Annotated in this window: 14 protein-coding genes; 9 read left to right on the plus strand and 5 right to left on the minus strand. The window is 59.8% G+C overall.

The annotated features are described in order from the left end of the window. Positions 1-37: 37 nt before the first annotated feature. Complete coding sequence (locus ACYZTR_RS05680) at positions 38-1414, minus strand: L-serine ammonia-lyase (RefSeq protein WP_461977125.1); 1377 nt, start codon at positions 1412-1414, stop codon at positions 38-40. A gap of 135 nt (positions 1415-1549) precedes the next feature. Here ACYZTR_RS05680 and ACYZTR_RS05685 point away from each other — a divergent pair, with 135 nt between their 5' ends. The 8 genes from ACYZTR_RS05685 to ACYZTR_RS05720 all read left to right on the plus strand — a co-directional run bounded on the left by ACYZTR_RS05685 (position 1550) and on the right by ACYZTR_RS05720 (position 9736). Continuing rightward, a complete protein-coding gene (locus tag ACYZTR_RS05685; RefSeq protein ID WP_461977127.1) occupies positions 1550-2497 on the plus strand; it encodes a LysR substrate-binding domain-containing protein in 948 nt (315 codons plus the stop codon). Positions 2498-2710: 213 nt separating this feature from the next. Continuing rightward, positions 2711-3118, plus strand: coding sequence for an HPF/RaiA family ribosome-associated protein (locus tag ACYZTR_RS05690; RefSeq protein WP_074873857.1), 408 nt, complete (start codon positions 2711-2713; stop codon positions 3116-3118). Positions 3119-3327: 209 nt separating this feature from the next. Then, positions 3328-3633 (plus strand): DUF3649 domain-containing protein, encoded by a 306-nt coding sequence (locus ACYZTR_RS05695; RefSeq protein ID WP_461977129.1) that lies wholly within the window; start codon positions 3328-3330, stop codon positions 3631-3633. Continuing rightward, positions 3630-5210, plus strand: coding sequence for a PepSY-associated TM helix domain-containing protein (locus tag ACYZTR_RS05700; protein WP_461977131.1), 1581 nt, complete (start codon positions 3630-3632; stop codon positions 5208-5210). The genes ACYZTR_RS05695 and ACYZTR_RS05700 overlap by 4 nt, the downstream gene beginning before the upstream one ends. Continuing rightward, positions 5211-5537 carry a DUF3325 domain-containing protein gene (locus tag ACYZTR_RS05705; protein WP_461977133.1) on the plus strand — a complete coding sequence of 109 codons (327 nt, stop codon included), beginning with the start codon at positions 5211-5213 and terminating at the stop codon, positions 5535-5537. A 4-nt stretch (positions 5538-5541) separates the two neighbouring features. Next, positions 5542-6105 (plus strand): RNA polymerase sigma factor, encoded by a 564-nt coding sequence (locus ACYZTR_RS05710; RefSeq protein WP_461977135.1) that lies wholly within the window; start codon positions 5542-5544, stop codon positions 6103-6105. Further along, complete coding sequence (locus ACYZTR_RS05715; protein ID WP_461977137.1) at positions 6102-7091, plus strand: FecR family protein; 990 nt, start codon at positions 6102-6104, stop codon at positions 7089-7091. The genes ACYZTR_RS05710 and ACYZTR_RS05715 overlap by 4 nt, the downstream gene beginning before the upstream one ends. A 215-nt stretch (positions 7092-7306) precedes the next feature. After that, positions 7307-9736, plus strand: coding sequence for a TonB-dependent siderophore receptor (locus ACYZTR_RS05720; RefSeq protein WP_461977139.1), 2430 nt, complete (start codon positions 7307-7309; stop codon positions 9734-9736). A gap of 118 nt (positions 9737-9854) precedes the next feature. Here ACYZTR_RS05720 and ACYZTR_RS05725 read toward each other — a convergent pair whose 3' ends face one another. Next, positions 9855-10730, minus strand: a complete 876-nt coding sequence (locus tag ACYZTR_RS05725) for a helix-turn-helix domain-containing protein (protein ID WP_461977141.1) — start codon at positions 10728-10730, stop codon at positions 9855-9857. Positions 10731-10867: 137 nt separating this feature from the next. Here ACYZTR_RS05725 and ACYZTR_RS05730 point away from each other — a divergent pair, with 137 nt between their 5' ends. Next, a complete protein-coding gene (locus ACYZTR_RS05730; protein ID WP_461977143.1) occupies positions 10868-11770 on the plus strand; it encodes a DMT family transporter in 903 nt (300 codons plus the stop codon). A gap of 26 nt (positions 11771-11796) precedes the next feature. On the opposite strand, the gene ACYZTR_RS05735 is transcribed toward ACYZTR_RS05730, so the two are convergent. From ACYZTR_RS05735 to ACYZTR_RS05745, 3 genes are all read right to left on the minus strand, one after another. Then, complete coding sequence (locus ACYZTR_RS05735) at positions 11797-12306, minus strand: DUF2165 family protein (protein ID WP_461977145.1); 510 nt, start codon at positions 12304-12306, stop codon at positions 11797-11799. A gap of 140 nt (positions 12307-12446) precedes the next feature. After that, positions 12447-13421, minus strand: coding sequence for a 2-hydroxyacid dehydrogenase (locus ACYZTR_RS05740; protein WP_461977147.1), 975 nt, complete (start codon positions 13419-13421; stop codon positions 12447-12449). Between the two features lie 75 nt (positions 13422-13496). Further along, on the minus strand, positions 13497-14465 hold the full coding sequence (locus tag ACYZTR_RS05745; protein WP_008150590.1) for a LysR family transcriptional regulator: 969 nt from the start codon (positions 14463-14465) through the stop codon (positions 13497-13499). Between the last annotated feature and the right edge of the window lie 106 nt (positions 14466-14571).

Consider the following 14571-nt stretch of genomic DNA (forward strand, 5'->3'; position numbering starts at 1 on the left):
TTGCTCGGGCTCACGCGAAACGGTCAGGGAATGCTCCTCAGCACTCCACCCAGCTCACCGCCAGGCCGCCCCGTGAAGTCTCTTTGTATTTGTCATGCATGTCGGCGCCGGTATCGCGCATGGTGCGGATCACCCGGTCCAGGGAAATGAAGTGTTTGCCGTCGCCGCGCAGGGCCATTTGTGTGGCATTGATCGCCTTCACGGCGGCGATTGCGTTGCGCTCGATGCACGGCACTTGCACCAGCCCGCCGACCGGGTCGCAGGTCAGGCCGAGGTTGTGTTCCAGGCCGATTTCGGCGGCGTTTTCCAGTTGTTCCGGTGTGGCGCCGAGGATGTCGGCCAGCCCGGCGGCGGCCATCGCGCAGGCGGAACCGACCTCTCCTTGGCAACCGACTTCAGCACCGGAAATTGATGCGTTTTTCTTGCAGAGAATGCCTACGGCCGCAGCGCCCAAAAAGAACGCCACCACGTCATCGTCCGACGCGTCCGGGTTAAATTTCATGTAGTAATGCAGCACAGCCGGAATGATCCCCGCCGCGCCGTTGGTCGGCGCCGTGACCATTCGTCCGCCCGCCGCGTTTTCTTCGTTCACGGCGAGGGCAAACAGGTTCACCCACTCCATGGCCGACAGCGTGGAGGTGATGACATTCGGCTTGCCGATTTCCAACAGGCTGCGGTGCAATTTCGCGGCGCGGCGCGGAACGTTCAGACCGCCGGGCAGGATGCCTTCGTGGCGCAACCCTTGTTCGACACACTCGCGCATCACCGACCAGATGTGCAGCAGGCCCTGGCGGATTTCGGCTTCGCTGCGCCAGGCCAATTCATTCGCCATCATCAACTCGGAAACGCGCAGGCCGTGCTGGTTGCAGAGCTTGAGTAATTCGGCGGCGCTGGAGAAATCGTACGGCAGCACCACATCGCTGGTTGGCGCGATGCCGGACTCGGCTTCGGCCGCTTCGATGATGAAACCACCGCCGATCGAGTAGTACGTTTGCTCCGACAACTCACCGGTTTCACCAAAGGCTGTCAGGGACATGGCGTTGGGGTGGTAGGGGAGGCTCTCGTCGAGTAGCAGAAGATCGCTCTGCCAGTTGAAGGCGATGGTGGTTTTGCCTGCCAGAGACAGTTCGCCGGTTTCACGCAGTGTCTGGATTCGGCTGTCGATGGAAGTGGGATCGATGCTATCGGGCCATTCGCCCATCAGGCCCATGACACAGGCACGGTCAGTGGCATGGCCGACGCCGGTGGCGGAAAGGGAACCGTACAGGCGGATTTCCACCCGACGTACGGCGTCCAGCAATTGCTGGTCAATCAGTGCCTGGGCGAAGGTCGCCGCGGCGCGCATCGGGCCGACGGTATGAGAACTGGACGGACCGATGCCGACTTTGAAGAGATCGAAAACACTGATAGCCATGCTAAAGCCTATACAAGCAATGGAAGAGAAATCGCTGCCATTTTTGTAGGACAAGCGCAATGTCGGCGATACTGCCTACCTCGGTCCTACGTGACCAACGAAACTTCCTAAGACAGCCTTTAGCAGGACTAAACGATGAGTCGTCAATTGCATGCCCAGACTTACGTCTGGCTGCACGTGTTTTCCTGTGCCGCACGGCACTTGTCGTTCACTCGATGCGCCGAAGAGCTGCACATCACGCCGGGTGCGGTCAGTCAGCAAATCCGCCAACTGGAAGAACGGCTGGGCTTTCGACTGTTCCACCGTCGCGCTCGGGGTGTGGAATTGAGTGCCGAAGGCCAGCGACTGGCCATCACGGTCAACGAGGCTTACGGCAGCATCGACGCGGAATTGCGACGACTGGATGCGGGGATGATCAGCGGAGTTTTACGGCTGCGCTCGATTCCGTCGTTCCTGAGCAAGTGGCTGACGCCGCGTCTACCGCGGTTGCAGCAGCGCTTTCCGGACATTCAATTGCGCCTGGTGGCCGAGGACAGCAGCGTGCCATTGCACGAAGGCGATTTTGATTTGGCCATCGACCTGAATGACGGTAGTTATCCCGGACTTTTATCCACAACCTTGCTCGACGAACAAATTTTCCCTGTCTGTGCCCCGAGCCTGTTGCGCGGCCGACCGCCGCTGCATGGCCCGGCGGATCTGATGCACTTTGCGTTGTTGCACGACATCACTGCCTGGCGCGGCAGTTACGAGTACGCGGAATGGGAGTTCTACCTCAATGCCATCGGCTTCGAAGGTGCCGACGTGCGGCGCGGGCACACCTTCAATCGCAATCACCTGACCATCGAAGCGGCGACAGCCGGGATGGGCGTGGCGATTGCACGACGAACGCTGCTGAACGATGAACTGGAACGGGGGACGTTGATCGTGCCGTTTGGCCTGGCGGTGCCCAATCACAAGCGTTACGTGCTGCTTTATGCGCCGGGTGCGCTGAGCCATCCGGGCGTGCGCGCGGTGCATGACTGGCTGGTAGAAGAGGCGGGGATTTTTCGTAGCCTGCACCCGCTGGGGGAGCGGCAGATGTGAGCCATTATGACAAAGAAGCGATGCGACCCAACTCCCGACCTTAACAGCGCTTTTGCTCCTTGTCCGGCTTTTTTTGCGAATCAAAATTTATCTTTTTTTAGGGGTTGAATTGTTCTGCGAGCAGACCGATTGTGTAAGTAAGAGGTCACGGTGATGACGCCCAAGGGCCAGCCGAAGTGCCTCTCGCTAGCTAGCTGAAATAAGGGATGAACTATGCAAATCCAAGTCAACAGCGATAACCATATTCAAAGCAGCATCCGACTGGAGGAGTGGGTACGTACTACCATTGAGAGCACGCTAGAACGTTATGAAGAAGACCTGACACGCGTCGAGGTTCATCTGCGGGACGAGAACGGCGACAAGCCCGGTCCCCATGACATGCGCTGTCAACTGGAAGCGCGGCCAAAAGGCCACCAACCGATTTCTGTCACCCATAAAGCCGACTCCCTGGAACTGGCGATCGACGGGGCGGCCGAAAAACTTGAACATGCGCTCGAGCACCTGTTCGGCAAACTGCGGGGCAAACCACGTGCCGCTGTGGTGCCATTCGAGAGGGTCGCTGCCGATGCGCTGCTGGAAGACGAGTTTCTCGAGAACGAACAGGCTGCCCAAAACGGCTGAAGCCTGATTCACTTTTTACCCTCCCACTCAAAACGGGCCTGCAATCGCAGGCCCGTTTTGATTTTTGCGTTCACCAGGCACGCCGTGTTTCAGCAGGTCGGCATCCCTTCCATCGCAACTCTTTTGCGTATGAGAATATTTATCATTAATATTACGGCCTTGTTGGCCCCGTGACGTTCACGGGGCTTCACCCGTTTCAAGGTCGAAACATGAAAGGCAAAATCCCCGCGCTCCCTGCTTCCTACCGGCTGGCCGTCACTTCCCGAGTGCTGGCCGCCGTGCTGGGGGGTTACCTCGTCGCGGCATTGGCGAGTGTCAGCCTGACGATGTGGCTGCCGATGCCCCGCGCCGAAGCGGTGGTCACCGGTATGATGAGCTCATTTCTGGTCTATCTGGTCGCCGTACTCTGGTGCTTTGCCTGTCGCAGTGCGTGGCAAGCCTGGTTCGGATTAATCGTGCCAAGCGTAGTTTTAGCGGCGGTGTCGGGGTTGGCGTACTGGATGGGCCTCTCATGAAAGAGGGCTTTCGTCAGGCAATGGCCTGGCTGCATACCTGGGTCGGGTTGATCTTCGGCTGGCTGCTGTTCGCGATTTTCCTGACCGGCACACTCGCCTATTTCAAGGATGAGATCAGCCACTGGATGCGGCCGGAAATTCCCGCACGCTCGGTGTCCTCCGAAACGAGTCTGACCCTGGCCCAGCACTATCTTCAGCAGCACGCCGCCGGTGCCTCGCGATGGCTCATCGATTTACCTGATGCTCGCGAACCCGCGCTGTCGGTGCGGTGGCAGCAAGCACCGGCCAAGCCCGGCACGCGGGGTCAATTCACAGAAAAACTCCTCGACCCGCAAACCGGCGCGCAAGTACAGGGCCGGGACACACGCGGTGGCGAGTTCTTTTACCGCTTCCACTTTCAGTTGCAGATGCCCTATCCGTGGGGTCGCTGGCTGTCGACCCTCGCAGCGATGGTGATGTTCGTTGCGCTGATCAGCGGGATCATCACTCACAAGAAAATCTTCAAGGACTTCTTCACCTTTCGCCCGCGAAAAGGCCAGCGCTCCTGGCTCGACGGGCACAACGCGGTGGGTGTGCTGGTGTTGCCGTTTCACCTGATGATCACGTACAGCAGCCTGGTGATTTTCATGTCGATGGTGATGCCCGCGAGCATCGTTGCCTCTTATGGCAGTGACAGCGATACCTTCTACGATGAAGTGTTTCCTGTTTCCAATACCCCCGAGCGTGCCGGTGAACCGGGCCAGTTGGCGCCGTTGGCGCCGCTGCTGGAACAGGCTCGCGAGCAGTGGTCGGGCGGGCGGACCGGGCGGCTGACGGTCAACAATCCGGGCGATGCGAATGCCTCGGTCGTCCTTGCGCGTGACGGCACCGACCACGTAGTCCACGACTTTGGCAGCGCGGTGACGTTCAACGGGGTGACCGGACAATTGCTTGGCGTCACGGCGCAACAACCCTTGCCGATGGCCATTGCCGGCAGCTTCTACGGCTTGCACATGGGTCATTTCGCCGGTCCTGTGTTGCGCTGGCTGTACTTCATTTGTGGTTTGGCGGGCACGGCGATGATCGGTACCGGGCTGGTGGTCTGGCTCGGCAAGCGTCAGCTCAAACAGGCGAAGAGCGGTGCGATGCCGTTCGAGTTGCGGCTGGTGGAAGTGCTGAACATCGCCGGCATGTCGGGGTTGATGGTCGCGGTGGTGGCGTTCTTTTGGGCCAATCGACTGTTGCCGGTCGAGATGGCCGGGCGGGCAGATTGGGAAGTGAACAGCTTCTTCATCGTCTGGGGCTTGAGTGTGTTGCATGCCATGGTCCGCCGTGGTATCGCCGCGTGGGTCGAACAATTGGCGCTGGCGGCGTTGCTGTTCTGTGCGGTGCCGCTGCTGAACGCGCTGACCACGCCGCATCACTTGGGTATCACACTGGTGCAGGGCGATTGGGCCATGGCCGGTTTCGATCTGGCATGCCTGGGCAGTGGTCTGTTTTTCGCTTGGGCTGCGTGGAAAATGCAGCGCTCGGGGCAGCCTGGAATCGTCATCCGACCGCGGGCGAAATCGATACTGCTTGAGCAAGAGGCGCACTGAATGTTCCTGGCCTTGCTGCTGTGCTACGGCGGTTTCACCGCGCTCTGTTTATCCATGGATCGGCATCACGCCGAACTGCTGGGGCGCAAACCCTCGACCCGTCGCCGCCAAGGGATGAAACTCAGTGGCGGGCTGCTGCTGGCGTTTTCGTTGTGGGCTGCGGTGTCGTCGACAGGGTGGGGACTTGGGTTGGTGGAGTGGTTGGCGGTGTTGATGCTCAGCGCTCTGGTGCTGGTGCTGTTGATGCCGTATCGCCCGCGTCTGGCCCTGGTGTTGGCGGGTTTGAGTCTGCTCGCCAGCCCCGTTGCCGCGTTTGTGCGGTGCTGAGCTGATGATCACCACCCCCCCCGAATCCCATGACGATGAACATCGCGGTGCGCGTGCGCATTTCCTGCAGGTGTTCCTTTCCCAGCGTTCGCAAATGGAAGCGCTGGTGAGTCGTCGTGTCGGGTGTCGGGCGACGGCCGCAGACCTGGTGCAGGACTTGTTCCTGCGCTTCTGGCGTCGGCCGTTGGTGCAGGTCGAAGAGCTCAGCACTTATCTGTTGCGCTGCGCCGGCAACATCGCCATCGACCATTTGCGCAGTGAAGGCACGCGAGTGCGGGTCAACGAGGGCTGGATGCCGGATCAACCGGACAGCCACGGCAGCGAACCGCAAGCGGCGTTGGAGGCGGGCAACGATTTGCGTCATGTCGAAGCGGCGTTGCGCGCGTTGCCTGAGCGCACGCGGCAGATCTTTTTGCTCAACCGTATCCATGGCCGCAAATACGCCGAGATCGCCAAGGCCATGGGTTTGTCCCAAAGCGCCGTGGAAAAACATATGATGCGCGCGCTCGAGGCTTGCAAGGCCAGCCTGCGGGAACCCGAACCGCGCACGCCAGGGAAAGCACTGTGAACAACGCCGAACGCGTCACCCCGACGCCCGCGCAGGAGCAGGCGGCCTTCGCCTGGCTGAGCCTGTTGCATGACCAGCCCAGCAGCGGGGATCAGGCCACCTTCAGCCATTGGTTGCAGGCCGACCCCGCCCATGCCGAGGCTTACGCCCAGGCGCAAGTGGTGTGGGAGTTGAGCGAAGCACCGGCGCGGACGTTGGCGGATGAAGACGCGTTCGCCTTGCAGGGTTACCTCAACGCCATGAATCGCTCGCGCCGTACCCGCGTCCGGCGTTGGTCCGGTGCGCTGGCGATGGCCGCGTGTCTGGTGCTGATGATCGGCTTCAGCACTGGCTGGCAACCGTCGCGCTGGGTCGATGATCTGGGCGCCGACTATGTGTCGGCTCCGGGGGAAATTCGCACCGTCACGCTGGCTGATCAGTCGCAAGTCACCCTGGATGCCGACAGCGCGATTGCGGTGGATTTCAGTCGTGGCGAACGGCACGTTGAGCTGCGTCGCGGTGCCGGATTCTTCAGCGTGACCCATAACGGCGAGCCGTTTGCGGTGGACGCTGAAAAGGGCCAGGCGCAAGTGCTGGGGACTCAGTTCGAAGTACGCCTGCAACCTTACGGTGCGCAGGTCACGGTGTTGTCCGGGCGCGTCGGTGTGACAGCGGACAAGAACGCCGCGCAGCAAATCCTGACGGCTGGCCAGCAAGTGGCTTTTGGCGATGGTTTGGCGGAAAAACTCCACAACGTCGACAGCGAAGCGCAATTGGCGTGGCGTCAGGGTTGGCTCAATTACTACAAGGCGACACTCGCCGATGTGGTGCAAGACCTGGAACGTTATTACCCGGGACGGATTGTACTGCTCAACGATGAACTGGCGGCGCGGCGAGTCAGTGGCAGTTTCCCGAGCAAGGATCCGCAGGCGGTGTTGAGTTCGTTGCAAGGAGTGTTGGGGTTTGAGCAGCACCAGGTTCTGGGGCATCTGATTATTCTTCGTTGAAGCGACTGGCCTCTTCGCGAGCAAGCTCGCTCCCACATCTGAAATGCATTCCCCTGTGGGAGCGAGCTTGCTCGCGAAGGCGTCAGATCAAACACCGCATGGCCCGAATGAAAATATTTTCAACTTTCTGGTGAGGTAAACCCCGACGCCATCCGTGTAGTGACTGAAACTGCGAGTCATTCGCATCCGTAGCGGTTCTACACAGGTCATGAGCAATGAAGTCCAGGGCAAAATCGGGTTCGGTCAAACACTGGTTGGGTACGTGCGCATTGAGCTTTTCGGCGTTGGCGTTGCTGCCGTTGAGTGTGGCGGTGGCAGCTGAGGCCGGCAGTGCCCGGCAGAGTGCGCAGTTCAGCTTCGCGATGGCCGCCAAACCGCTGCCCCAGGCCTTGAGCGACTTCAGCCGGATCACTGGCATCAGCGTGGTCTACACCGATGAGGCGCCGTACGGTATTAACGCTCCCGCGCTCAGCGGGCAGATGAGTGCTGAGCAGGCAATGCAGCGTTTGCTCGGTGGTTCGGGATTCACATTCCGTCGTACCGACGGCCACACGTTGGTCCTGGAGCCGTTACCCACCGAAGGCACTTTGAACCTCGGCGCGACCACCATCACCTCGGTGGCCGATCAATCCATGAGCTATCAACCACCGCCCACCCGTTCGGTGATGCGCTCTTCAGCCTTGCTTCAGGAAATCCCCCAGACCGTCAACGTGATCCCGGCCCAGGTCATTCGCGATCAGGCGCCGCGCAATCTGGACGATGCACTGGCCAACGTCAGCGGCATTACTCAAGGCAACACACTGGCGAGCACCCAGGATTCGGTGATGACGCGTGGTTTCGGCGACAACCGTAACGGCTCGATCATGCGCGATGGCATGCCGATCGTGCAGGGCCGTGGCCTCAATGCAACCGTGGATCGGGTCGAAGTCCTCAAGGGCCCGGCATCCTTGCTTTACGGCATCCAGGACCCGGGTGGCGTGGTGAACATGGTCAGCAAAAAACCTGAGCTTGAGCAGTACAACGCCTTGACCTTGCGTGGCTCGACCTACGGCGACGGCAAAAACGGCAGCGGTGGCGGCCTCGACAGCACCGGCGCACTCGGTACTTCCGGCCTCGCTTACCGCATGGTCCTGGACCACGAAGACGAAGATTACTGGCGCAACTTTGGCACTCACCGCGAGACATTGGTGGCGCCGTCACTGGCCTGGTTCGGTGAAAGCACCAAGCTGCTGTTCGCCTATGAACACCGCGAGTTTCTGACCCCGTTCGACCGTGGCACGGTGATCGACCCGCGTGACAACCACCCGCTGGACATCTCCCGTGAACGCCGTCTCGACGAACCCTTCAATAACATGGAAGGGCGCTCGGATCTGTATCACTTCGAGGCCGATCACGAACTCAACGACAATTGGAACGCCCACTTCGGCTACAGCTGGAACCGCGAAACCTACGACGCCAGCCAAGTGCGCATCACGGCCATCGACACCAAGAAAGGCACGCTGACCCGCAGCATGGACGGGACACAGAACGCCATCAGCACCGCCCGTTTCACGACCGCCAGCCTCGAAGGCAACGTCAACGTTCTGGGCTTGCAACATGACCTGGTGTTCGGCATCGATGACGAGTACCGCAAGATCTACCGTGAAGACCTGATCCGCCAGAAAAGCCTGAGCACCTTCAGTTACCTCAATCCGGTCTACGGCCGCGAAGTCGCCGGCACCACCGTCAGCCCTGCGGACAGTGCGCAGACTGACGAACTGCGCAGCGATTCGGTATTCCTCCAGGACTCGATCCACCTGACCGATCAATGGACTTTCGTCGCTGGCGGGCGTTTCCAGGAATACGACCAGTACGCCGGCAAAGGCGTGCCGTTCCAGGCCAACACCGACAGCAACGGCCAGAAATGGGTGCCTCGCGCCGGTCTGGTGTATCGCTACACCGATGAACTGTCGTTCTACGGCAGCTACACCGAGTCGTTCAAACCCAACTCGACCATCGCCCCGTTGAGCGGCAGCAGCACCGTGCTTGACGGCAGCATCGCGCCGGAAGAAGCCAAGTCCTGGGAAATCGGCGCCAAGCTCGACATGCCGGGCCGCGTTACGGGTAACGTCGCGCTGTTCGACATCAAAAAACGCAACGTGCTGGTGGCCAACTCCGAAGGCCCGGTGACGATTTACAGCGCCGCTGGCGAAGTGCGTTCCCGTGGGCTGGAAGTGGACTTGACCGGTCAGTTGAGTGATCGCTGGAGCATGATCGGCAGCTATGCCTACACCGACGCGGAAGTCACTGAAGACCCGACCTACAAAGGCAAAAAACTGCAAAACGTAGCGAAGAACAGCGGCTCGCTGTCGGCGGTCTATGACTTCGGCACCCTCGTTGGCGGCGATCAGCTGCGGGTCGGCGCGGGCGCGCGGTATGTCGGTGAGCGAGCGGGTAATGCCGTGAATGATTTCGACCTGCCGAGCTACACCGTGGCTGATGCGTTCGCCACCTACGACACCAAAGTCGAAGGGCAGAAGGTCAAGTTCCAGCTCAACGTGAAGAACCTGTTTGATCGCACCTACTACACCTCGGCGGCGAGCCGGTTCTTTGTGTCGATGGGGGATTCGCGGCAGATTTCGCTTTCGAGCACGTTGGAGTTCTAACGGTCGACCGCGTCATCGTTCTTCGCGAGCAGGCTCGCTCCCACAGGGCAAACGCGCTCAAAATGTGGGAGCGAGCCTGCTCGCGAAGGCGTCTGCACAGACGCCGACTATCTCAGGACTAACGCAAAAACGCTTGCCGATACTCGCCAGGCGTCCCACCCAACGCCTGGCGAAACCGATGAGTGAAATGACTCGCACTGGCAAACCCGCACGCCAACGCGATCTCCCCCAACGGCTGCGACGTCGAGCGCAGTAACGCCCGTGCCCGGCTCAGACGTCGCGACAGCACATACTGATGCGGCGGCAATCCGAAACTCTCACGAAACATTCGCGCAAAATGGTATTCCGACAGCGCACACAGCCCCGCCAATTGCCCCAGGCTGATGGCTTCGGCCAACTGACTGTCGATGAACTCGATCAACTGCCGGCGCTGATGCGCAGCCAATCCACCCTTGAGCCGCAAGCCCTCGCGAATGCCGACCTGGCCGAGCAAAACGTGGCTGAGCATTTCGTGGGCCAGGCTGCTGGTGAGCAGGCGTTCGCCGGGCTCGTCCCAGTTCAGCGTGATCAACTGCCGAAAGCGCCGAGCCTGCGTTGGGTCCTCCAGAAAGGTGCCTTCGCGCAACAGCAGTTCGCGAGGTTCTCGGTCCAGCAACGTAACGCAACCGAGGGCGAACTGTTCGGGGCTGAAATACACGTGGGCCAGGCGAATGTCGCCGTTGATCACCCAGCCTGACTGATGTTCAGCGGGCAGGACGCACAGCTTGTCGGGGCCGCCCTTGGTGCCGGGCTGGTCGCGGCGAAAGGTCCCGGTACCGCCCGCGATGTAGCAGGACAGGGTGTGGTGGCTCGGCGCTTCGTAGTCCTGAGCATCGTGATGATTGCTCCACAAGGCTGCAGCCATGCCGTCACCGAGCTCGGCGCTGTGCTCCAGACGAGCATTGGGCGAGCGGTTGAGGGCTTGAAAGACTTGCAGTGATTCCAGTGCGGGCATGATCGGTTCTCTCCAACGCCTTGCATCCTACTCCGTGGACGTTCACGTGCCAGCCCCGGCCTGACAAAAGCGCAAGTTTATGCAAGTGCGGCGAGGCTTGGGGCGGGACACTGAGCCCCTATTGAGGAGCCTTTGCCATGAACCTGTCGTTGTATTTGCTGACCGTGCTGATCTGGGGCACCACCTGGATTGCCTTGAAATGGCAACTGGGCGTGGTGGCGATTCCGGTGTCGATCGTCTATCGCTTCGGCCTCGCTGCGTTGGTGCTGTTCGTCATGCTGCTGCTGAGTCGCCGCCTGCAAGTGATGAACCGTCGAGGGCATCTGATCTGCCTGGCGCAGGGGCTGTGCCTGTTCTGCATCAACTTCATGTGCTTCCTGACCGCCAGCCAGTGGATCCCCAGCGGTCTGGTCGCCGTGGTGTTTTCCACCGCCACCCTGTGGAACGTGCTCAATGCGCGGGTGTTCTTCGGCCAGAAAATTGCCCGCAACGTGCTGATGGGTGGTGCGTTGGGCTTGTTCGGACTTGGCCTGTTGTTCTGGCCTGAATTGGCGGGCCATACCGCCAGCCCGGAAACCTTGCTCGGGTTGGGCCTGGCGCTGCTCGGCACCCTGTGTTTCTCGGCGGGCAACATGCTCTCGAGCCTGCAACAGAAGGCCGGTTTGAAGCCGCTGACCACCAACGCCTGGGGCATGGCGTATGGCGCCGCGATGTTGTTGGTGTGGTGCCTGGTCAAAGGCATTCCTTTCGACATGGAATGGAACGCGCGTTACATCGGCTCGCTGCTGTACCTGGTGATTCCGGGTTCGGTCATCGGATTCACCGCTTACTTGACGCTGGTCGGGCGTATGGGCCCGGAGCGTGCGGCCTATTGCACCGTGCTGTTCCCAGTCGTGGCGCTGAACGTGTCGGCGTTTGCCGAAGGTTATCAATGGACGGCGCCGGCATTGGTGGGTTTGGTACTGGTGATGCTGGGCAATGTGCTGGTGTTTCGTAAGCCCAAGGCACCGATGGTGCAAGGGAATGGCAAGCTGGCGTGAAGGTTTGGGTATCGAACGCTGAAACGTCAGCGTTCGATTTTAAGGGAGATGTAAATCAGCAGCGGAAACATGAAGTCTACGATGTGCCGAGCCCAATCCTTGGCGTTCCAGATTTCGGATTCATCCATGTTGAACCATTCGGTGCCGATCACTTGCAGGCAAATGTAATAGACAAAAAAGCCGATCAATAGTCCGATGATCGCAAACTTCTTCGCTTCATGGAAAATGGCAGCAGGTGTATTGATGTTTCGATAAAGATGGTAAGTGCCCAGCACGCAGAAAGCCGTGTAAATAACTTCAAGAGTGATGATGAGCCAATAGATGCGGTGGTGGAGCATGGGCGAAGTGATCGCTCTGTAGCTCAGATTCAGGTTTTCTCTGGTGGTGTCCATGCTGAGAATGTGGCCGACATATTCGTAATTGGATGCGTAGTCGGTAAAGTTGCTGTACATCACCATCAAGCCAAAGAAGCTGATATAGGCCATGAGTATTACTTTGCTGTATCTAATAAGTTTGTCGGTCGTAAGGTGGTTCAATGTAAACGCTCTCGATAACTAAGATCCGCCAGTTCGGCTAAGTAATAGGGAGTCTATAGTGAGTCTATTTTTTTATCAGTGAACTGGATTGCAAGGTGTGTATGTAACGGGCAGGTGGTTATTACGCCTGCCCTTTGGAATCAACCTTTCCAAACTTGTGGGTTCACCAGATCTTGCGGCCGCTCGCCCAGCAGGGCGCTGCGCAAGTTAGCCAACGCGCGGTTGGCCATGGCCCCGCGGGTTTCATGAGTCGCCGAGCCGATGTGCGGCAATGTCACCGCGTTTTTCAGTTGGAACAGGGGGGACACGGCCAGCGGTTCTTCCTCGTAGACGTCCAGCCCGGCGCCACGAATGCGGTTGTTTTGCAGCGCTTCGATCAGCGCAGGCTCATCGACGACCGGACCGCGGGCGATGTTGACCAGAATGGCGCTTGGTTTCATCAGTGCCAGTTCGCGGTGGCTGATCAGGTGTTTGGTTTTCTCGCTGAGCGGCACCACCAGGCAGACGAAATCGGCTTCAGCCAGCAGTTGTTCCAGGCTGCGGAACTGCGCGCCGAGTTCTTGCTCCAGCTCGGTCTTGCGGCTGTTACCGCTATAGATGACCGGCATGTTGAAGCCCAGCCGTCCGCGACGGGCGATGGCCGCACCGATGTTGCCCATGCCGACGATGCCCAGGGTTTTGCCGTGCACATCACAACCGAACAATGGCGCACCGACGGTGGCTTGCCATTGGCCGGCCTTGGTCCAGGCGTCCAGTTCGGCCACGCGCCGGGCGCTGCTCATCAGCAAGGCGAAGGCCAGGTCGGCGGTGCTTTCAGTGAGGACGTCGGGGGTGTTGGTGAGCATGATCCCGCGTTCGTTGAAGTAGGCGATGTCGTAGTTGTCGTAGCCGACCGAGACGCTGGAGACGACTTCCAGTTTGGCGGCGTTTTCAAGTTGAGCGCGACCGAGTTTGCGACCGACGCCGATGAGACCGTGGGCGTGGGGGAGGGCTTCGTTGAACTGGGCGTGGATGTCGCCGTTTTTCGGGTTGGGTACGATGACGTCGAAATCTTGCTTGAGGCGTTCGACCATTTCGGGGGTGACGCGGCTGAAGGCGAGGACGGTCTTTTTCATGGGAGGAGGGCTCGTCGGGCTTGGAGATTGCCAAGCACGCTAACATTTCTCTCCGTCGTTATGCGAGTGTCTGGATCAATTCGCCACCCGAACCCCACCCATACTCCCGCTCAATTCATAAGCCACCAATTCCGCCTGATGCGCCGCCAATATCTCCGGCAATGACCCACGCAAATACTCAACCCACGTTTTAATCTTCGCATCCAGATACTGCCGCGACGGATAGATCGCATACAGATTCAGTTCCTGCGACCGGTAATTCGGCATCACCCGCACCAGTGTCCCGTTGCGCAACCCTTCAATTGCCGCATACACCGGCAACACGCCAACCCCCATGCCGCTGGTGATCGCTGTCTTCATCGCATCAGCGGAGTTCACCAGAAACGGCGAGCTATTAATGGTGACCATTTCCTGGCCTTCAGGGCCGTCGAAGGTCCATTTCTCCAGCGGAATCACCGGGCTCACCAGGCGTAAACAGGCGTGGTTCAGCAAGTCGCTGGGCTTCTGCGCGCAGCCGTTGGCTTTTACATAGGCGGGCGAGGCGCAAACGATGCTGTAGGTGATGCCCAAACGCTGGGAGACGAACCCCGAGTCCGGCAGTTCGCTGGCGAGCACGATGGACACGTCGTAGCCCTCGTCCAGCAGGTCCGGCACGCGGTTGGCCATGGTCAGGTCGAAGGTCACGTCGGGATGGGTTTTGCGGTAGCGGGCGATGGCGTCGATCACGAAGTGCTGACCGATGCCGGTCATGGTGTGCACCTTGAGCTGCCCGGCCGGGCGCGCGTGGGCGTCGCTGGCTTCGGCTTCGGCTTCTTCGACGTAGGCCAGGATCTGCTCGCAGCGCAGTAGATAACGCTTGCCGGCCTCGGTCAGGGCGATGCGGCGTGTGGTGCGGTTGAGCAGGCGGGTTTGCAGGTGGGCTTCCAGGTTGGAAACCGCGCGCGAGACGTTGGCCGTGGTGGTGTCGAGTTGCACGGCGGCGGCGGTGAAGCTGCCAGCCTCGGCCACGTAACTGAAGGCGCGCATGTTTTGCAAAGTGTCCATGGGGTGCTCTCTAGGCGAATGGCAAATTGTGACACGAAGTTGCTGATTTTCTACAGGCGACTAAAGATGGACCAAGGGATTATCGCGCTAACGGTAACAAAGATTC

Source organism: Pseudomonas sp. Hz4 (assembly GCF_054898165.1).